The following is an 18,591-nucleotide window of genomic DNA, read 5'->3' as shown; positions in this document are numbered from 1 at the left end:
ATGCTGGATTATTGGGCTACGGCTTCGGTTTCCTTGGCAGCCTTCTGCTGGTTCATTTCGCCGTTGCGGCGGCGGGTGTTGTACTCTACGGCGTGCTTATCGAGCACGGTCGTGAGGAAGCGGATTACGCGCTCATCGCGACGGAATGCCAGTTCGAGTACGTCCACGATGTTGCCTTCGCCAGTGTAAGACAGGCAGAAGTAGTAGCCCGTGCTTTTCTTTTGAATCGGGTAAGCCAGCTTGCGCAGGCCCCAGGCTTCGGTGGATAAAAGGGCGGCGCTATTTTCCTTAAGCACCTGAGTGAACTTCTCGACCGTTTCTTGCACCTGGCTCTCGTTCAATACGGGAGTCACGATGAAGACCGTCTCGTAATTTCTTTGTTCCATTACGATGGGGGTGAATTGGGGGTGATAAAAATTGATTGGGGCGCAAAGGTACTGACTTTCCGGCACATTGCCAAGGCCCGCGTTGGTATTGGTGGTATTCAGCCAACCAGCATGGATGGTCATGCTGGCCATCTTTACTCGCTTGACCAATACTGCTCGGAATGGCTACCTATATATAAGGTGTCGGCGGCCGACAGCGAAACAGAAAAAAGCCCGCCTAAATCTGCAGCTGTCACCAACAAAAGCTCACGTCGCTAGTTCCGATTCAGGGCTTTCAAAATCACCGGCTAACCTGTTGCCAAACCCGCCGTTTCGACGCCGTTGCTACAGCGAAAAGTAGCGTCGCGAAGTGGATGAAAGCCAGCCGGGAGGCCGCGCGCAACGGGGATTACCCCCCGGAAATTGTACCCCATTTTTTGCCGCCTACGAATCCTGACCTACATTTGTGGCCTTGAAATGCCCCTAGCGTTTCGCTTTACCCTCTATTTTTCTATGAAGAGCCTTCGACTCCGCTCGTTACCTCATCTGATGCTGGCGCTGGTGCTCACGTTTGCTGGCATCCAGCAGGCTGCCGCCCAGGATGCCGCCACGGTGAAAACGCAAGGGGTAGTACCCGGCGCTACTGCTGCCGCTACTCCCGCAACTGCTACGGCCCCGGCTGCCGCGCCCGCTGGTGGCGATGCCGCCGCTATTGCCGCCGGTGATGCCTTGTTCAAAGGCAACTGCGCCCAGTGCCACGCCGTGAACGAGCAGGTAGTTGGTCCGGCCCTCGCTGGCATCACCAAGCGCCGCCCCATTTCATGGCTTATTCCTTGGGTGAAGAACTCGAGCAAAGTGGTGGCCAGCGGCGACGACTATGCCGTAGCTCTTTTCAACAAGTTCAACAAGCAGCAAATGCCTTCGTTCGCACTGTCGGACAAGGAAATCACCTCGATTGTTGCTTACGTAACTTCACAAGAAGGCGCGGGTCCGGTAGCAAAAGACCCGACCGGCGGTGTGACGAAAGAGAATGCTGCTGCTGCTGATGGCGCTGACGCCGGTTCCGGCAAATACGTTGACATTCTCCTTATTGTATTGGTAGTAGTGCTGATTGTGCTGGTGGTAACGCTAGTAATCATTGGCAACCTGATGCGTGATGTGCTGCGCGGCCGCAAGGACCTCGACGGCCGCGATGTGGAGATTCTGGAGCAGCGCTTCGACTGGAGCAAGTTCTACCGCTCGCCCGTGCTGCGTGGTATTGTGGGTGTCGTTTTCGCCCTCGTTTTACTTTATGAAGGTGTGCAGAGCGTAATGGCCGTGGGACTGACCCAGGGTTACCAGCCTACGCAGCCCATTGCTTTCTCGCACAAGCTGCACGCCGGCGAGCACCAGATTAACTGCGCCTACTGCCACACCTCGGTGTACAAGAGCAAGTCGGCCAACATTCCTTCGGCCAATATCTGTATGAACTGCCACTCGCAGATTAAGACGGAGTCGCCCGAAATTAAGAAAATCTACCGCGCCATCGAGCGCAAGCAGCCCATTCAGTGGGTGCGCATCCACAACCTGCCCGACCTGGCCTACTTCAACCACTCGCAGCACACGCAGGTAGCCGGCCTCCAGTGCCAGACCTGCCACGGCCCCATCCAGAACATGGAAGTGGTATACCAGTACTCGGCCCTCACCATGGGCTGGTGCATCAACTGCCACCGCGAGATGCCCCTCAACACCAAGGATAACAAGTACTACGACAACCTCGTGAAGCTGCACGACACCAAGAATGGTGGTGCCCCCTTCACCGTATCGTCGAACGGCGGTACCGAGTGCTCGAAGTGCCACTACTAAGCCATTGATTTCGGTAGGGAGTACTGGGTAGTCAGTATTCTTGCCTACCCTCGCTAATTACTGACTACCCAATACTGATTACTGATTACCCCTCCAAATGAAGTACTGGAAAGGAATTGAGGAACTGGAAAGCGCCCCGGAGTTCATGCAATCGGCCTTTGCCGAGTTCATGCCGGTAAAGGAAAGCCACGAGAGCAGCGATGCCACCTCGGCTCCCCGCCGCGATTTCCTCAAACTGATGGGCTTTGGCGTTGGCGCTGCGGTGCTGGCCTCGTGCGAAACGCCGGTGAAAAAGGCGATTCCGTACCTGAACAAGCCCGAAGAAGTTGACCCGGCGATTTCGAACTTCTACGCTTCCACCTACTTCACGGGCGCCGACTATAACGCCGTGCTGGTGAAGGCCCGTGACGGTCGGCCGATTAAGCTCGAAGGCAACCCCGAGTCGCCCATCACGAAAGGTGGTTTGTCGGCTCGTGCCCAAGCTGCTGTTTTGAGCCTCTACGACGGTGGCCGCCTGCAGCACTTCGCCATCAAAGGCAAGCAGGCTGACATGAAGCAGGTAGACCGCGAGATTCGCGAGAAGCTCGCCGGTGCCGGCCGCATTGCCATCGTGTCGCACACGATTATCAGCCCCAGCACGAAGAAGGCCATTGCCGAATTCACGGGCCGCTACCCCAACACCACGCACGTGATGTACGACGCGCACTCGGCTTCGGCCCTGTTGCAGGCGAACGGCGGCGTGGTACCGGGTTACGATTTTAGCAAAGCCAACGTCATCGTGAGCCTTGGCGCCGACTTCCTCGGCACCTGGATTTCGCCGGTGGAGTATGCCAAGCAGTACATCGTAAACCGCAAGGTGAGCCGCGACAAGAAAACCATGTCGCGCCATATTCAGATTGAAACGGCCCTCTCGCTGTCCGGCTCCAACGCCGACGTACGTATTCCGGTGAAACCGTCGGAAATGGGTGCCGCTGCCCTTACCATCTACAACCACGTAGTAAACGGCGCTGGTGCCGACACGAAAACGGCCATCGGCAAAGCTGCTGCTGAACTGAAAGCTGCTGGCAGCGCTGGCCTGATTGTTTCGGGCTCGAATGACCCAGCCGTGCAGACGCTGGTAACGGCCATCAACCAGGCGCTGGGCAACGGCGGTACCACCACCGGTGGCGCCCCGAGCAACCTGCGTCAGGGCGACGACGCTCGCATGACCGCGCTGGTGAACGACATGAACGCCGGGGCCATTGGCGCGGTGATTTTCTACAACGCCAATCCGGTTTACAACCACCCGCTGGGTGCTAAAGTGAAGTCGGGCATTGCCAAAGTAGGCCTCACGATTTCGCTCAACGACCGTCTCGACGAAACCGGCAGCCTCTGCCAGTACGCCGCGCCCGATAGCCACTGGTTGGAATCGTGGAACGACTTCGAGCCCAAGCGTGGCTACCTGAGCCTCGCGCAGCCGGTAATTACGCCGCTGTTTGCCACCCGCCAGGCGCAGGAAAGCCTGTTGCATTGGGCTGGCAACAACACCACTTACTACAAATACCTGCGTGCCAACTGGCGCGCCGTTACGCCTACCGATGCTGCCTGGGATAAGGCTGTGCACGATGGCGTAATGATGGGTTCGGCCCTGCCCGCCGCTCCGGCCATGACCGGCATGAGCGCTGCCGCCGCTGCTTCGCAGCTCGGCGCTGGTGCCAAAGCTTCGGGCGTGGAGCTGGCCCTGTACGAGAAAGGTGGCCTGAGCGCTGCCGGTACCGAAGCCAACAACCCCTTCCTGCAGGAATTGCCCGATGCTATTTCGAAAGCTACCTGGGGCAACTACGTGGCCGTGCCGCGCAAGATGGCCATCGAGCAGAAGTGGGAGCAGGGTGACGTGCTGAAAGTAACCGCCAATGGCTACAGCATCGAGCTGCCCGTGCTCATTCAGCCCGGTCAGACCAATGGTACGGTGAGCATCGCCCTCGGTTACGGCCGTACGCTGGCAGGCAAAGCCGGCGATAAAGTAGGGGAGAACGCCGCCCCGCTGGCCATGACGGCTAACGGCGGCATCCAGTACCAGAACGTGGTGACGCTGGAGAAAACCGGTGCCACTTCGCCCATCGCCCAGACTCAGACGCACCAGACGCTGATGGACCGCCGCCCGGTGGTACAGGAAAGCACGCTGGCGCAGTATGTGAAAGACCCCAAGAAGGTAACCGAGTACGAGAAGATTGCCACGCCCGACGGGCTGGAGGCTCCCAACAAGGTGTCGCTGTGGCAGGACTACCAGTACAACAACCACCACTGGGGCATGGCCATCGACCTGAACTCGTGCATTGGCTGCGGCTCGTGCGTGGTAGGTTGCCAGACCGAAAACAACACCGCCGTAGTAGGCAAGCAGCAGGTAATTAACCGCCGCGAGATGCACTGGATGCGCATCGACCGCTACTACAGCTCCGACGCCCATAAGAGCGACTTCGACACCAAAGGCAAGGTGGCCACTTACGCCGCCATGGAAGACCCCTCGGAAAACCCGCAGGTTATTTTCCAGCCGATGATGTGCCAGCAGTGCAACCACGCTCCCTGCGAAACGGTGTGCCCGGTACTGGCTACCACGCACAGCTCGGAAGGTCTCAACCAGATGACCTACAACCGTTGCATCGGCACGCGCTACTGCGCCAATAACTGCCCGTACAAAGTGCGTCGCTTCAACTGGTTCTCGTATTACTCGAACGAGAAGTTCGAAGTAGTGAACGGCCACATGTTCACCGACCTCGGCCGCATGGTGCTGAACCCGGACGTAACCGTACGTGCTCGCGGTGTGATGGAGAAATGCTCATTCTGCGTACAGCGCATCCAGCTCGGCAAGCTCGAAGCCAAGAAGCAGAAGCGTCGTCCGAAAGACGGCGAGATTGTAACCGCCTGCGCCCAGTCGTGCCCCACCGAAGCCATCGTGTTCGGTGATATGAAGGACCCCAACAGCCGCATCAGCCAGCTGCTGCGCCGCGAAGACGGAGAGCGCGCTTTCCACTCGCTCGACTCCATCAACGTGCAGCCGAACGTGACCTACCTGACGAAGATTCGCAACGCCGAGTCGGAATTTTTTGCCCCCGAAGTAGAAGCCTAATTATCCTCTTATGCAGCACGTATCAGCCATACGCGAGCCGCTCGTAACCGGCGGTAAGACGTTACACGACGTCACGCAAGACATCTGCTACCAGGTCGAAGCCAAACCCAACCTGCGTTGGATGGCCGCCCTGAGCGTGGCCCTGTTTTTCCTGGGGGTATTCTTCTACTCCGTTTACCGCACTGTTTGGTACGGCATCGGCGAGTGGGGCCTGAACAAGACCGTAAACTGGGCCTGGGACATCACCAACTTCGTGTGGTGGGTAGGTATCGGCCACGCCGGTACGCTGATTTCGGCGGTACTGCTGCTGTTCCGTCAGAAGTGGCGGAGCTCCATCAACCGTGCGGCCGAAGCCATGACCATCTTCGCCGTAATCTGCGCCGCCATGTTCCCGGTGCTGCACATGGGCCGTCCGTGGTTGGCATTCTACGTTTTCCCGTTCCAGAACACGCTGGGCTCGCTCTGGGCTAACTTCAACTCGCCCCTGTTGTGGGACGTGTTTGCCATCTCGACCTACTTCACCGTGTCGCTGGTGTTCTGGTACATCGGTCTGATTCCTGACTTCGCTTCGATTCGGGACCGTGCCAAAGGCCCCATCGCCAAGTTTAGCTACTCCATGCTGAGCTTCGGGTGGAAGGGTTCGGCCAAAGCTTGGTCGCGTTACGAAACTGTTTCGCTGATTCTGGCCGGTGTTTCGACCCCGCTCGTACTCTCGGTACATACCATCGTATCGATGGACTTTGCTACCTCGGTGGTGCCGGGCTGGCACACCACCATCTTCCCGCCCTACTTCGTGGCTGGTGCTATCTTCTCAGGATTCGCCATGGTGCTTACCCTGATGCTGATTACCCGCGTGGTGTTCCGCCTCGAAGACTACATCACGCTGGAGCACATCGCCCTGATGAACAAAATCATGATGGTAACCGGCTCCATTGTGGGCGTGGCTTACATCACGGAGTTCTTCATCGCCTGGTATTCACAGGTAGAGTTCGAGCAGTACGCCTTCATCAACCGCGCTACCGGTCCTTACTGGTGGTCGTACGCTGCCATGATGACCTGCAACGTGATTACGCCGCAGCTGGTATGGTTCCGTCGCGTGCGCTATAGCATTGGCCTCACCTTCATCCTGTCCATTATTGTGAACATTGGTATGTGGTTCGAGCGCTTCGTAATCATCGTGACCTCGCTGCACCGCGACTACCTGCCGTCGAGCTGGGCCATGTTCTCGCCCTCGATTATTGATATCGGTCTGTACGTGGGTACCCTCGGCCTGTTCTTCACGCTGTTCCTGCTCTTCGCCAAGTTCTTCCCCGTGATTAACATGGCCGAAGTGAAGACCATCCTGAAGTACACCGTCGACAACGGCCCGACTTACAACCCCGAGAAAGCGGCTCACGCCCACGCTCATCAACCTGCCATCCACGGGGCCCCCGCCTCGGCTCCCGTAACCTACAACCAGCATGACTAAGCAATTCGCCCTCGGCATCTTCGACGACGAAGACGTGCTGCTGCACGCCGTGGAAAATGTGCGCGCCGCCGGCGTGAAAATCTACGACGTATTCTCGCCCTACCCCGTGCACGGCATCGACGATGCCCTCGGCATCGAACGTTCGCGCCTACCCATCGCCGCCTTCTTTTTTGGCATGACGGGCTTAGCCTTTGCGCTGTGGATGCAGATTTACATGCTGGGCTTCGACTGGCCGATGATTATCGGTGGTAAGCCCCACATCGGCCTGCCGGCTTTCGTGCCAGTAGCGTTTGAATTGACCGTGTTCTTCACCTGCCACGGCATGGCCATCACGTTCTTCACCATCACGGGCCTGTACCCGCGCTTCAAAACTCCGGTAATGGATGTGCGTGCTACTGACGACAAGTTCGTAATGGCCATCGAACTGGATGAAACCAGCTCGCAGTTTCCTCGGCTGACCCAACTGCTCCGCGACAACGGCGCTTCGGAAGTCAACCAAAAAGAAATGACCCACTAGTAATGACGCATCCGCTGACCCTGAGCCTGCGCGTTTCGGCGCTGCTGCTGTCCCTGGGACTGGCCACTACGGCCTGCACCCACGACGGAAACGACCCCGGCGTGGAATACGCCCCGGAGATGTACGAATCTATTCCGTACGACCCCCTGAGCCAGACCCACTTCAATCCGGTCAACTCGTTTGGTATCAACGAGCGTACCCCTGCCAACGGCACCGTGCCCCGCGGCAAACTCAACTACTTCGACCACATTCCGAAGGACAGCGTGGGTATTGCCGAGCGCACGCTCCGCAACCCTTATGCTTACACCAAGGCTAACCTGGAAGAAGGCAAAGTGCTTTACACGCGCATTTGCTCGCACTGCCACGGTGAGCAAGGCGACGGCCAGGGAGCCGTGGGCCTGAAGTTCAAAGGTGTGCCGAATTACTCGGCCGGCGCCTATAAGACGATGAACGATGGTCACATTTACCACGTCATCGAATGGGGCCGCAACCGCATGATGCCCCACGGTTCGCAGGTTAACCCAGAGGAGCGTTGGAAAATCGCCATGTATGTGCGCGTACTCCAGCGTGGCGAAGGCCCGGACGCTTTGAGCAAACTCGTTGCCAAAGGCCCGACCAGCACTGTTACTAGCGACTCGACTGAAACTAAAGACGCCGCCAATACCGCTCCGGTAGGGCAGGCCCAGGCCGGCACCGGCTCGGAAACGCCCGGCGAAGGCAAAACCAAAGCAACCAACGGCACCTCCAACTAACGCACTATGGCAACTCTGACGCACCACGAAAGCGCCACGGCTGAACAGCTCGTCGTTACGGATGGCGCCCGTAAAACTTTTATTGCCATTATCGCTGCCGGCGTATTGCTCCTCATCGTGGGCATCCTGGCACAGGTAATGGGCTGGGGCGCGGCCGAGCACGGCGAAGCGGCCGGCCATGCGGCGGCTGCTCACGGCGCGGCGCACGAAGAAGGACACTCCGTCCTCATTAAGCGCCTGATTGTAAGCCTCTGGCACAGCAACTTATTCTTCCTCGGCGTTTCCACGGTTGGTACCGTGTTCATGGCCATTAACTACGTGGCTTACGCCGGCTGGTCGGTTATGGTAAAGCGCATCTCGGAAGCCCTAAGTGCCTGGGTAATTCCCGGTGGCGTGATTATGCTGATTGTGTTCCTCGTGGGCCGTCAGGATATTTTCCACTGGACGCACGACGGCATTATGGACCCCAAGTCGGAGCACTTCGACGCCATCATCAAGGGCAAAGAAGGATTCCTCAACCTGCCTTTCTACGTGATTCGCATGGTGAGCTACCTCGTTATCTGGGGTGTGTTCAGCTGGAAGCTGCGTCAGCTCTCGCTGGCCGAAGACCTGAACGGCGGTACCTATTGGTTCCACAAAAGCATCACGGCTTCGGCCTTGTTCCTCGTGCTCTACGCCGTGACCTCGTCGATGTCGGCTTGGGACTGGGTAATGTCGGTTGACACGCACTGGTTCAGCACCATGTTCGGCTGGTATGTATTCGCTTCGTGGTGGGTATCGGGCATTGCTGCCATCGCCCTCACGGCCATTTTCCTGAAACAAAACGGCTACCTGCGGGCTTTGAACGCCAGCCATATCCACGACTTGGGCAAGCTGATGTTCGGCTTCAGCATCTTCTGGACTTACGTGTGGTTTGCGCAGTTCATGCTGATTTGGTACGCCAACCTACCTGAAGAAGCAGTGTACTTCAACCAGCGCCTCGGCGGGTTCGAAGGCCGCTACACCTTCATGTTCTTCTTCAACATCGCCATCAACTTCGTTTTCCCCTTCCTGGGCCTGATGACGCGCGATGCCAAGCGCCAGATGATTATCATGAAAATCGTGGCCATCGCCATTCTGTGCGGTCACTGGTCCGACTTCTATTTGATGCTGATGCCGGCAACTTTGCGCGGCGAGAATGGGTTCTTGATTGAGATTGGCATTGCCGCCATTTTCCTCGGCGCTTTCCTGATTCTGTTCACCCGCCGTCTGGCTTCGGCCTCGCTGGTGCCCGTGAATCACCCCTTCCTCGATGAGAGTGTGCACCACACCACCTAAGGTTTAGATTTCAGTAATCGGTTTGAGGCATTTTAGCTTCAGCTGCTTACCGGATACACAGTACTTACTACTAACAATTCAATGACTGCTCTAACCATTTTACTGGTGCTGGTGCTGCTGTTGGTCGTGTTCGGCCTGCTGTTTCGCTTGCAGATATTTACCTCGATTTTCTCGGGCTCTTTCACCCGCGACATCGGCGTTAGCAATAGCGTGAATGCTATTCTGATGATGGTGTTTCTGGTGGTGGGCGGTGCCTGGTTCGCTTATTCGTTTGTTGAGAATTTCAACAAAATGAACCCGCCCATTGCTTCCGTGCATGGCCATAAGATGGAAACCATGTTCTGGACCACAATGGCGGTGATTGGGGTCGCTTTCGCCATCACGCAGATTCTGTTGTTCTGGTATGCTTACAAATACCAGCACAAGGATGGCCGTCGGGCATACTTCTTTGCCCACAACAACAAGATTGAGGTTATCTGGACCATCATTCCGGCCATCGTAATGGCTTCGCTGATTTTCGCTGGCTGGAAGGCCTGGACGCGCATTACTGGTCCTGCTCCGAAGAACTCGGTAGTGGTAGAAGTAATGGGCAAGCAGTTCAACTGGCTCGTGCGTTACCCCGGCCGCGACATGAAGCTGGGCGTGATTAACTACCGCATGATTGATGCCGTGAACGAGTGGGGCTTCGACCTCAGCGATAAGTCGGCACAAGATGACTTCACGACCAACGAAATCCACGTGCCCAAGGGCGTGCCGGTACTGATTAAGATTCGCTCGCGCGACGTACTGCACGCCGTGTACATGCCGCACTTCCGCGTGCAGATGTATGCGGTGCCTGGTATGCCGACCCGCTTCTGGTTCACGCCCACCACCACGACCGACGAGATGCGTGCCAAGCTGGGCAACCCCAAGTTCAACTACGAACTGGCTTGCAACCAGCTGTGCGGCGGCAGCCACTTCGCCATGAAAGCTACGGTGATTGTGGACGAGCCCGACGACTATCAGAACTGGTATGCCGCGCAGCAGTCGTTCACGCAGAAGAACCCCGATGTGATGGCCGCTTTCAAACAGAAAGCCAAAACCATGGTTACGCCCGTAGCTGCCGCGCCCGAAGTGGAGGCCGCTCCCATGCCCCTGGCGGCTTCGAACTAACTACTACTAACGGTATCCCGCTATGTCAGACCTGACACCCAAACCCAATTTTTCGGCCAGCGTGCAAGCGGCTGGCGGCGTGGGCTCCGCCCCGGTGCCGGCCACCGAGCACGGCGACCACCTGCACCACGACGACCACGAGCACGACCACCACGACCAGCACTGGCTGTGGAAGTACGTGTTCAGCCAGGACCACAAGGTAATTGCCAAGCAATTCCTGATTACGGGTATGTTTTGGGCCATCCTTGGCGGTACGCTGTCGAGCCTGTTCCGTCTGCAACTCGGCTGGCCCGAGGGCACGATGGAATGGCTGAAGCCCGTGCTCGGCCACTGGATTGAGGCCGGGAAGCTAAACCCTGAGTTCTATCTGGCACTCGTGACGATGCACGGCACCATCATGGTGTTCTTCGTGCTCACCGCTGGTTTGTCTGGTACGTTCTCCAACTTCCTGATTCCGCTGCAAGTAGGTGCCCGTGACATGGCTTCGGGCTTCATGAATATGCTCTCGTACTGGTTCTTCTTCCTGTCGAGCATTATCATGTTTTCGTCGCTGTTCATTGAAACAGGCCCTGCCGCTGCCGGCTGGACAATCTACCCGCCGCTGAGTGCACTGCCGCAAGCCATTCCTGGCTCCGGTGCGGGTATGACGCTGTGGCTGGTGAGCATGGTGTTCTTCATCGTGTCGCAGTTGCTAGGCGGCGTGAACTATGTGACGACGGTTATCAACCTGCGTACCCGCGGCATGAGCATGAGCAAATTGCCGCTCACCATCTGGGCTTTCTTCCTAACGGCTATCCTCGGCATTCTGTCGTTCCCGGTGTTGTTCTCGGCCGCGCTGCTGCTGGTGTTTGACCGTTCGTTCGGTACTTCGTTCTTCCTGTCGGATATCTACATCGCTGGACAGGCTTTGAGCAACCAAGGCGGTTCACCGGTGCTGTTCCAGCACTTGTTCTGGTTCCTGGGTCACCCTGAAGTGTACATCGTAATTATGCCCGCCATGGGTATGGTGTCGGAGGTACTGGCTACCAACGCTCGTAAGCCAATTTTCGGCTACCGCGCCATGATTGGCTCGCTGATTGGCATCTCGCTGCTCTCGTTCGTGGTGTGGGCTCACCACATGTTTGTAACGGGCATGAATCCCTTCCTGGGTTCGGTCTTCATGTTCCTGACGCTGATTATCGCCGTGCCCTCGGGCGTGAAGGTATTCAACTGGCTGGCTACGCTGTGGCGCGGCAACATCCGCTTCACGGCTGCTATGCTGTTCGCCATCGGTTTCGTGTCGTTGTTCATCTCGGGTGGTCTGACGGGTATTATCCTCGGCAATGCCACGCTCGATATTCAGATGCACAACACTTACTTCGTGGTCGCTCACTTCCACTTGGTAATGGGCAGCTCGGCTTTCTTCGGCTTGTTCGCCGGCGTGTACCACTGGTTCCCGAAGATGTTTGGCCGCATGATGGACGAGAAGCTGGGCTACATTCACTTCTGGCTGACGTTCGTGGGTGTGTACTTGGTGTTCATGCCGATGCACTACGTAGGCATCGCCGGTTTCCCCCGCCGCTACTACGCCTGGACCGGCTTCGATGCTTTCTCGCAATTTGCTGACCTGAACAAGTTCATCTCGATTGCGGCCATCATCGCCTTCTTGGGGCAGTTCATCTTCATCTTCAACTTCTTCTACAGCATCTTCCGCGGCCGTCGTGCTACCATGAACCCATGGAACTCGACCACGCTGGAATGGACTACGCCCATCGTCCCCGGCCACGGCAACTGGCCCGGCGAGATTCCGGCTGTGTACCGTTGGCCCTATGACTACAGCAAGCCCGGTTCGGAAGTGGATTTCATCCCGCAAAACGTGCCGTACTCGCAAACGCAGTCGTCGAACCTGCCTTACGAGCAGGAACTGGCTGACTAAGTAGTTGAGACAAATCAAGTCCCGAACGGGCCGCCTCACCGGCGGCCCGTTTTTTTTAGCCCGTTGGTTACCCCACTATTCCTTATCATCGGCTGTTATCAAACAGGCGAAATAGTAACCGTTTTTTAAGAATGGAAAACAATCTTAATAGTGCCGGCCTACGCCGTTTTCGCTCATTCGGTATCCTCACGGTAGTTGCCGTGTATCTGCTGATACTGGTCGGTGGCGTGGTGCGTAGTACGGGTAGCGGCATGGGCTGCCCCGATTGGCCTAAATGCTTCGGTCAGTGGGTGCCCCCTACTGAAGCCAGCCAGTTGCCGGCAAACTATAAAGAAGTGTACTTGGGCCAGCGCGTGGCCAAGAATCAAAAGTTGGCCCGCACGCTACAGAAGCTGGGTTTTGCCGAGGTCGCAGGCAGCATCTTCGCTCACCCAACGCAGTACATCGAAACCGATTTCAACCCGGTCAAAACCTGGATTGAATATGTGAACCGCTTACTGGGCGCGCTAATAGGCGTATTTGTGTTTCTGGCGGTGGTGTTTGCATTGCCGTATTGGCGGCGCGACCGGACTATTTTCTGGCTGGCACTGGCGTCGTTTCTGCTCACCGGCGTGCAGGGTTACCTGGGTTCGTTAGTGGTGTCGACTAACCTGCTGCCGGTGATGGTGACGGTGCACATGGCGCTGGCGTTGGTGATTGTGGCGCTGTTGCTGTATGCCGTAGACCGGGCGCAGTGGGGGAGAGGTGCTGAAATGAGTTTCGAAGCTGCTGCGGTGTCGACTACGCTTAATGAGCGCCGTCCAGCACGCTCGCTGCAAGTGTGGCTGTGGGTTGCGCTACTGCTCACGTTCTGGCAGATTGTGCTGGGCACGCAGGTGCGGGAGCAGGTCGATATAGTGTCGGCAGCGGCCGATTATATGGGACGAGAAAGCTGGGTTTCTAAGTTAGGCAGTGTCTTCAGCCTGCACCGCACCATGTCGGCGGCAGTGTTGCTGTTGAATGTGTATGTAGGCTACGAACTATGGCAACTGGGCGGGACGCACCTGCGCCGGCTGGTAACGGCTACGCTGGGCATTATCGGGTTGGAAATACTGGCTGGCATTGTGCTGGCGTCGTTTGCCCTGCCGCCGGCGGTGCAGCCGGTGCACCTCACGCTGGCCACGGTGTTGTTTGGCGTACAGTTTCTGACGCTGCTGGCGGTGGCCCGCGCCCGAAAAGGTCCGGAAATGATTGCGCCGTCGGATGCTGCCCGACGGGTTGTTGCGTAACTTTGCGGCCCCGTTGGGGGCTGGCGTAATTTGCCGGCCCTCACGGCGCACAAAAACCAGGTATTGATGGTGAAGGCCCGCGCCTATTTTCAGTTGCTCAAGTTCCGGCTTTCGCTCACGGTAGCGTTTTCCAGCGCTATCGGCTACATGCTGGGCGCCCACGAGCTGAGCTGGAGCCGCGCGCTGCTGGTGATGCTGGGCGGCCTGCTCGTAACGGGCTCTGCCAACATCATCAATCAGGTACACGAGCGTGAGCTCGACAAGCTGATGACCCGCACAGCCAAACGCCCGTTGCCCACCGGCGTGCTCTCCCCGGCCGAGGCTTGGGTTTTCTGTGTGCTATTGGGCGTGGCGGGGCTGGCGCTGCTGTGGTACTGCTTCAACCCGCTCACTGCGGGCCTGTCGCTGCTCTCGCTTATCCTATACGGCTTCATCTACACGCCGCTGAAAACGATTTCGCCCATTTGCGTGGCGGTAGGGGCTATTCCGGGCGGGCTGCCGCCGCTGATTGGCTGGGTCGCCGCTACCGGTTACATCGGCGTGGAAGCTTGGGTGTTGTTCGGTATTCAGTTCATGTGGCAGTTTCCGCACTTCTGGGCCATTGCCTGGGTGGCCGACGACGACTACAAGCGGGCAGGATTTAAAATGCTGCCCACGCCCGGCAACCGCGACCTGCGCACCGCCTTTCAGATAATGACGTACACGCTGCTGCTCATTCCGCTGAGCCTGCTGCCGCTGGAATTCAACATCTCGGGCCGCATCTCGGCGCTGGTGGCCGTGGTAGCGGGTGTGCTGTTCCTGCTGCTCACGGTGCAGCTCATGCGCACGCAGTCGCGCAAAGCCGCACTGCGCATCATGTTCGCCTCGTTTCTGTATTTGCCCATCGTTCAAATCGCGCTGGTACTGGACAAAATATAGGTGTCAGTTGTTAGCTGTCTGTTGTCAGGTACAACGGATAACTCGTCCGAAAACTGACCACAAGCAACTATCAACTAATAACTAGTATATGACTCCTGAGATTTTAGCCGATAAGGAAACCGGACTGGGCTGGCACCCGAAGCGCGTGCTGCTCATCCTGCTCATTTTCAGCATTGTGATGATGTTTGCAGCCTTCACCAGCGGCTACATCGTGCGGCGCGACGAAGGCAACTGGCGCGAGTTCGACCTGCCCGCGTCGCTGCTCATCAATTCTATTCTCATCGCGCTCAGCAGCGCGAGCATGCAGTGGGCCTATTTCTCCGCCCGCAAAGACGAAATCAGCCGTGTAAAAACGGGCCTGATTATCACGCTGGTGCTGGGCCTGGCTTTCCTGGTAGGGCAGTACCATAGCTTCGGCGATTTGGTGGCGGGCAACACGTATTTCGGCGGGGCCGACGCCAATCCTTCCGGTTCGTTCGTATACGTACTCATGGGCGTGCACGCTTTTCACCTGGTTACCGGCCTTATTTTTCTGGCCGTGGTGCTGAAGCGGACGCTTAATTATCAGGTGCATTCGCGCGCGATGCTCTCGATTGGCAACGCTACCCTGTACTGGCACTTCCTGGGCGGCCTTTGGCTGTACCTGTATTTGTTCTTACTTTTGAACCACTAATTTCGACGTTACGCTGTCCGCTATGTCCCAACCGACCACTTTGCAGCCCGCCGCTGCTTCTGCCACCCTCGACGCCCCACGCACCGGCAACTGGGATGGCGGCAACGAACCCTTCAAAGCGAGCTACGGCAAGCTGATGATGTGGTTCTTCCTGCTGTCTGACGCTTTCACCTTCGCTGCCTTCCTCACCACCTATGGCATGATTCGCCATAAGCACGAGGTATTTACCGGCGAAGCCAAAGATTTCGTCTTCAACACGCGGTGGTGGCCGATTCCGGACCATGTGTTCAACGCCTTCCCCGGCATGGGCGAGGCCAATGTGCCCCTCGGCTTCGTGGCCTTGATGACCATGATTCTGATTTTGAGCTCGGTAACCATGGTGCTGGCCGTGGAAGCGGGCCAGCGCATGGACAAAGCCGACGTGCAGAAATGGTTGCTCTGGACCATCCTGTTCGGCACCACCTTCCTCGCCAGCCAGGCCTGGGAGTGGACGCACTTCATCAACGGCCACGCCGAGCCCACCATTATGGCCGACGGCACCAAGTTCTTTGGTGCCAACCTGCACATGAACCAGTACGGCCCGGTGCTTTTCGCCGATTTGTTCTTCTTCATCACCGGTTTCCACGGCACGCACGTGTTCTCGGGCGTTTGCCTGCTGGTGTGGTGCTTTATTGCCACCACCAACGGCACTTTCGAAAAGCGCGGCCACTACGAGATGATTGAGAAAATCGGCCTCTACTGGCACTTTGTAGACTTGGTGTGGGTGTTCGTATTCACCTTCTTCTACCTCGTCTGAAAAAGAGTTATGAGTTAAAAGTTAGGAGTTACGAGTTGGCAACCGCCACTTGTAGCCCGCACTTTTAACTCATAACTTTTAACTCATAACTCATAACTCTCCAAATGGCTTCTCACGCAACTACCGAGCACCTCGCTCCCGGCGAAATCGCCAAACCGAATACTGGCTGGATTTGGCGCGTATTCTTCATTCTGGTGGGCATCACGGCCGTCGAGTTCGTCTTCGTGTTCCTGATGCACCCCAGCACGCTGCGCAACAGCATCTTTATCGGCCTTACCATCCTGAAGGCTTTCTTCATCGTGGCCGAGTTCATGCACCTCAAGCACGAAACCAAAGGGCTTATCTGGACCATTCTGGTGCCGGTAACGCTGCTGATTTGGCTGCTGGTGGCCCTCATCACGGAGGGTTCGTTCATGGGCGAAGTCCTGCAAAACATGTTTAAATAGCGGATGCGGCCCCGCCAAACCCTTTTGCTGGGGCTGCTGCTATTGGTGCCGGTACTGGCCTTTTTGTTCCTGTTCCGCTTCGGCACCAACCGTTACGCGCTGCCAACCTACCTGCCCGACCGTGTGGATTCCACGCAGGTTGGCGGGGGCTGGCAGCGCGATACTGTTTTCCACCAAATCGCACCGTTTCAACTTTCCGCTTCAACTGGCCGAGCGATAAGCAGCCAGGAACTGGGCCAAGGCATGTACATCGCGCAGTTTTTTGCCGCCGATGAGGCCAGTCCCAAAGTGGCCCGCCAGCTGCTGCGAGTGCAGGAGAAATTCCACAAAGAGCCCCGGGTACGTTTGGTAACCTTCGTGCTGGATGGCGACGTGGCGAGCACTGCTGCGCTCTCGAAGCTGTCGGAGCAGTACGGCACCATTGCCGGCAAGTGGTTTTTCCTGAGCGGCCCGGCCGATACGCTACGGCAACTTACGCAGCGCGAGTTCCGGCTTACGGCCGACCCCAAGCGCTTGCCCGGAGCGGTATATACGGCCAACATCCCCGCCGGCCGGCTGTTGTTGGTCGACAACCAGCGCCGCGTGCGCGGTATCTACGACGGTACCGACGGGCGCGAAATCGACCGCTTACTCACGGAAGTAACCGTGCAGCTTTACGACTATGAACACCCCCACTGAACAATTGCATCCGCCGGTGCTGGCCCCCGGCGACTACACGCGCTACAAAATCATTCTCGGCACGCTGGGGGCGGTGGTGCCATTGCTAGTGGCCGTGCTCTACTATTTCCCCGAAACCTTCCGGATTCCGGGCGCGCAGGTGAAGTTTTTGCCGGCTGTGAATGCCGTGCTCAATTCGCTGACGGCCGTGTGCTTGCTGGCCGGCTACTACTTCATTCGCCAGAAAGACGTGCTGAAGCACCGCGCCATGATGGGCACGGCCTTCGCGCTGGGCGGACTGTTCCTATTGTCGTACGTAGCTTACCATTCGCAGGTGGCCAGTACGCACTTTGGCGGCACGGGTGCGATTCGCGGCCTGTATTTCTTTTTGCTGCTCACCCACATCAGCCTTGCCGTGGTGACGGTGGCGCTGGTGCTGTTCACGCTGTATTTCGCGCTGACCGGCCAATACACCAAGCACAAAGCCATTGCGCGCTGGACGTTCCCGGTGTGGCTGTACGTGTCGGTGACGGGCGTAATTGTGTATTTCATGATTTCGCCGTATTATACCTGATATTGAGAAACTTTGCCGCCCTCGTGGTGTTGCTCTGCTTATGAAAAAGACCTTTTTGACCGCCGCTTTTGCCCTGTTGGTGGGCCTGTTGCTGAGCTTGGCCCCGCTGGCGGCCCGGGCCCAGTGCACGATGTGTAAATCGCAGGTGGAAGCCGCCCGCCAGGAGCGCGACGACTACGATGTGGCCGGCCTGAACAAGGGCATTGTGTACATGATGACGGTGCCGTACATCCTGATGGGCGCGGTGGGCTATTTCTGGTACCGCCGCACGCATCCGAAGAAGGCCAACGCTTAATGGCCGTGCCTTCCACGGCGCTGGCGCTGCTGGAACTGCGCTGTCCACGCTGCCATGCCGGCAAGTTGTTCACGCATTCGGCCTGGAGCTTCAAGTTCATAGACATGCCGGCCGAGTGCCCGGTATGCCGCCAAACCTACGAGCCCGAGCCCGGTTTTTACTACGGGGCCATGTACATCAGCTCGGGCTTTTCGACGGGTATTCTGCTGAGTATCGGTTTTTTGCTGAATTACTTTGCTAACGACCCACCGCTGTGGGTGTACGTGGTAACGGTGGCCGCCGCCGTGTTGGCCGTGACGCCGCTACTGTTCCGTTATTCGCGGGCCGTAATGCTCTATGGATTTGGTGGCGCCCATTTCGACCCGCGCTATTTACCACGCTGATAATCAAATTGCTATTCTGATTTCAAATGCTGCTTCCGGGCAGCATTTTTTATTGGGCTTGGATTTTGCGAGCATCTGGCTGCTGAGGCCGGCGCGTTGCTTTCGTGCTTACTGGCTTTCTTTGAGCGAGCGGCCTGTTTTCGC

At 57.4% G+C, this 18,591-nt stretch carries 19 protein-coding genes; 18 read left to right on the top strand and 1 reads right to left on the bottom strand.

From position 1 onward, the window contains the following. Nucleotides 1–8: 8 nt before the first annotated feature. Nucleotides 9–386 carry a 30S ribosomal protein S6 gene (gene rpsF / locus MON38_RS03610; protein WP_241934762.1) on the bottom strand — a complete coding sequence of 126 codons (378 nt, stop codon included), beginning with the start codon at nucleotides 384–386 and terminating at the stop codon, nucleotides 9–11. Between rpsF and MON38_RS03605 the strand changes: the two genes are divergently transcribed. The 18 genes from MON38_RS03605 to MON38_RS03520 all read left to right on the top strand — a co-directional run bounded on the left by MON38_RS03605 (nucleotide 378) and on the right by MON38_RS03520 (nucleotide 18,447). Next, nucleotides 378–644, top strand: a complete 267-nt coding sequence (locus tag MON38_RS03605) for a hypothetical protein (protein WP_241934761.1) — start codon at nucleotides 378–380, stop codon at nucleotides 642–644. The genes rpsF and MON38_RS03605 overlap by 9 nt on opposite strands. 234 nt (nucleotides 645–878) lie before the next feature. Next, the gene (locus MON38_RS03600; RefSeq protein ID WP_241934760.1) at nucleotides 879–2,210 is read left to right on the top strand and encodes a c-type cytochrome; all 1,332 of its coding nucleotides are present in this window, start codon (nucleotides 879–881) and stop codon (nucleotides 2,208–2,210) included. A gap of 97 nt (nucleotides 2,211–2,307) precedes the next feature. After that, nucleotides 2,308–5,316 (top strand): TAT-variant-translocated molybdopterin oxidoreductase, encoded by a 3,009-nt coding sequence (locus MON38_RS03595; RefSeq protein ID WP_241934759.1) that lies wholly within the window; start codon nucleotides 2,308–2,310, stop codon nucleotides 5,314–5,316. A gap of 10 nt (nucleotides 5,317–5,326) precedes the next feature. Next, nucleotides 5,327–6,784, top strand: coding sequence for an NrfD/PsrC family molybdoenzyme membrane anchor subunit (nrfD, locus tag MON38_RS03590; RefSeq protein WP_241934758.1), 1,458 nt, complete (start codon nucleotides 5,327–5,329; stop codon nucleotides 6,782–6,784). Beyond that, nucleotides 6,777–7,301 (top strand): DUF3341 domain-containing protein, encoded by a 525-nt coding sequence (locus tag MON38_RS03585; protein WP_241934757.1) that lies wholly within the window; start codon nucleotides 6,777–6,779, stop codon nucleotides 7,299–7,301. Before nrfD ends, MON38_RS03585 begins: the two co-directional genes overlap by 8 nt. Nucleotides 7,302–7,303: 2 nt before the next feature. After that, entirely contained in the window at nucleotides 7,304–8,053 is a 750-nt protein-coding gene (locus MON38_RS03580; protein WP_241934756.1) for a c-type cytochrome, read from the top strand. 6 nt (nucleotides 8,054–8,059) lie between these two features. After that, complete coding sequence (locus MON38_RS03575; protein WP_241934755.1) at nucleotides 8,060–9,370, top strand: quinol:cytochrome C oxidoreductase; 1,311 nt, start codon at nucleotides 8,060–8,062, stop codon at nucleotides 9,368–9,370. 81 nt (nucleotides 9,371–9,451) lie between these two features. After that, nucleotides 9,452–10,522: a cytochrome c oxidase subunit II gene (locus MON38_RS03570; protein WP_241934754.1), complete on the top strand. Its 1,071-nt coding sequence runs from the start codon at nucleotides 9,452–9,454 to the stop codon at nucleotides 10,520–10,522. A gap of 22 nt (nucleotides 10,523–10,544) precedes the next feature. Further along, entirely contained in the window at nucleotides 10,545–12,437 is a 1,893-nt protein-coding gene (locus tag MON38_RS03565) for a cytochrome c oxidase subunit I (protein ID WP_241934753.1), read from the top strand. Nucleotides 12,438–12,568: 131 nt separating this feature from the next. Further along, nucleotides 12,569–13,705 carry a COX15/CtaA family protein gene (locus MON38_RS03560; RefSeq protein WP_241934752.1) on the top strand — a complete coding sequence of 379 codons (1,137 nt, stop codon included), beginning with the start codon at nucleotides 12,569–12,571 and terminating at the stop codon, nucleotides 13,703–13,705. Nucleotides 13,706–13,771: 66 nt separating this feature from the next. Next, on the top strand, nucleotides 13,772–14,623 hold the full coding sequence (gene cyoE, locus MON38_RS03555) for a heme o synthase (protein WP_241935096.1): 852 nt from the start codon (nucleotides 13,772–13,774) through the stop codon (nucleotides 14,621–14,623). A gap of 88 nt (nucleotides 14,624–14,711) precedes the next feature. After that, entirely contained in the window at nucleotides 14,712–15,296 is a 585-nt protein-coding gene (locus tag MON38_RS03550) for a cytochrome c oxidase subunit 3 (RefSeq protein ID WP_241934751.1), read from the top strand. A gap of 22 nt (nucleotides 15,297–15,318) precedes the next feature. Further along, complete coding sequence (locus tag MON38_RS03545; RefSeq protein WP_241934750.1) at nucleotides 15,319–16,092, top strand: cytochrome c oxidase subunit 3; 774 nt, start codon at nucleotides 15,319–15,321, stop codon at nucleotides 16,090–16,092. A 104-nt stretch (nucleotides 16,093–16,196) separates the two neighbouring features. Beyond that, the gene (locus tag MON38_RS03540) at nucleotides 16,197–16,538 is read left to right on the top strand and encodes a cytochrome C oxidase subunit IV family protein (protein WP_241934749.1); all 342 of its coding nucleotides are present in this window, start codon (nucleotides 16,197–16,199) and stop codon (nucleotides 16,536–16,538) included. Between the two features lie 3 nt (nucleotides 16,539–16,541). Continuing rightward, on the top strand, nucleotides 16,542–17,216 hold the full coding sequence (locus MON38_RS03535) for an SCO family protein (protein WP_241934748.1): 675 nt from the start codon (nucleotides 16,542–16,544) through the stop codon (nucleotides 17,214–17,216). Next, nucleotides 17,200–17,769, top strand: coding sequence for a DUF420 domain-containing protein (locus MON38_RS03530; RefSeq protein ID WP_241934747.1), 570 nt, complete (start codon nucleotides 17,200–17,202; stop codon nucleotides 17,767–17,769). Before MON38_RS03535 ends, MON38_RS03530 begins: the two co-directional genes overlap by 17 nt. Nucleotides 17,770–17,809: 40 nt before the next feature. Then, nucleotides 17,810–18,064, top strand: a complete 255-nt coding sequence (locus MON38_RS03525; RefSeq protein WP_241934746.1) for a hypothetical protein — start codon at nucleotides 17,810–17,812, stop codon at nucleotides 18,062–18,064. Continuing rightward, nucleotides 18,064–18,447: a DUF983 domain-containing protein gene (locus MON38_RS03520; RefSeq protein ID WP_241934745.1), complete on the top strand. Its 384-nt coding sequence runs from the start codon at nucleotides 18,064–18,066 to the stop codon at nucleotides 18,445–18,447. Before MON38_RS03525 ends, MON38_RS03520 begins: the two co-directional genes overlap by 1 nt. The last annotated feature ends 144 nt before the right edge of the window (nucleotides 18,448–18,591 follow it).

This window comes from Hymenobacter cyanobacteriorum (assembly GCF_022631375.1).
In the GTDB taxonomy this organism is placed as follows: Bacteria; Bacteroidota; Bacteroidia; order Cytophagales; family Hymenobacteraceae; genus Hymenobacter; species Hymenobacter cyanobacteriorum.
Note: the sequence above shows the minus strand (reverse complement) of the source record. Positions and strands in the feature narration are given on the sequence as shown.

Bases quoted from the DNA above. Each gene is read 5' to 3' on its own strand.
- MON38_RS03535 (WP_241934748.1), top strand. From the start codon at position 16,542: ATGCGGCCCCGCCAAACCCTTTTGCTGGGGCTGCTGCTATTGGTGCCG.
- nrfD (WP_241934758.1), top strand. From the start codon at position 5,327: ATGCAGCACGTATCAGCCATACGCGAGCCGCTCGTAACCGGCGGTAAG.
- MON38_RS03545 (WP_241934750.1), top strand. From the start codon at position 15,319: ATGTCCCAACCGACCACTTTGCAGCCCGCCGCTGCTTCTGCCACCCTC.
- MON38_RS03585 (WP_241934757.1), top strand. From the start codon at position 6,777: ATGACTAAGCAATTCGCCCTCGGCATCTTCGACGACGAAGACGTGCTG.
- MON38_RS03580 (WP_241934756.1), top strand. From the start codon at position 7,304: ATGACGCATCCGCTGACCCTGAGCCTGCGCGTTTCGGCGCTGCTGCTG.
- MON38_RS03525 (WP_241934746.1), top strand. From the start codon at position 17,810: ATGAAAAAGACCTTTTTGACCGCCGCTTTTGCCCTGTTGGTGGGCCTG.
- MON38_RS03540 (WP_241934749.1), top strand. From the start codon at position 16,197: ATGGCTTCTCACGCAACTACCGAGCACCTCGCTCCCGGCGAAATCGCC.
- MON38_RS03600 (WP_241934760.1), top strand. From the start codon at position 879: ATGAAGAGCCTTCGACTCCGCTCGTTACCTCATCTGATGCTGGCGCTG.
- MON38_RS03570 (WP_241934754.1), top strand. From the start codon at position 9,452: ATGACTGCTCTAACCATTTTACTGGTGCTGGTGCTGCTGTTGGTCGTG.
- MON38_RS03520 (WP_241934745.1), top strand. From the start codon at position 18,064: ATGGCCGTGCCTTCCACGGCGCTGGCGCTGCTGGAACTGCGCTGTCCA.
- cyoE (WP_241935096.1), top strand. From the start codon at position 13,772: ATGGTGAAGGCCCGCGCCTATTTTCAGTTGCTCAAGTTCCGGCTTTCG.
- MON38_RS03565 (WP_241934753.1), top strand. From the start codon at position 10,545: ATGTCAGACCTGACACCCAAACCCAATTTTTCGGCCAGCGTGCAAGCG.
- rpsF (WP_241934762.1), bottom strand. From the start codon at position 386: ATGGAACAAAGAAATTACGAGACGGTCTTCATCGTGACTCCCGTATTG.
- MON38_RS03575 (WP_241934755.1), top strand. From the start codon at position 8,060: ATGGCAACTCTGACGCACCACGAAAGCGCCACGGCTGAACAGCTCGTC.
- MON38_RS03550 (WP_241934751.1), top strand. From the start codon at position 14,712: ATGACTCCTGAGATTTTAGCCGATAAGGAAACCGGACTGGGCTGGCAC.
- MON38_RS03560 (WP_241934752.1), top strand. From the start codon at position 12,569: ATGGAAAACAATCTTAATAGTGCCGGCCTACGCCGTTTTCGCTCATTC.
- MON38_RS03595 (WP_241934759.1), top strand. From the start codon at position 2,308: ATGAAGTACTGGAAAGGAATTGAGGAACTGGAAAGCGCCCCGGAGTTC.
- MON38_RS03530 (WP_241934747.1), top strand. From the start codon at position 17,200: ATGAACACCCCCACTGAACAATTGCATCCGCCGGTGCTGGCCCCCGGC.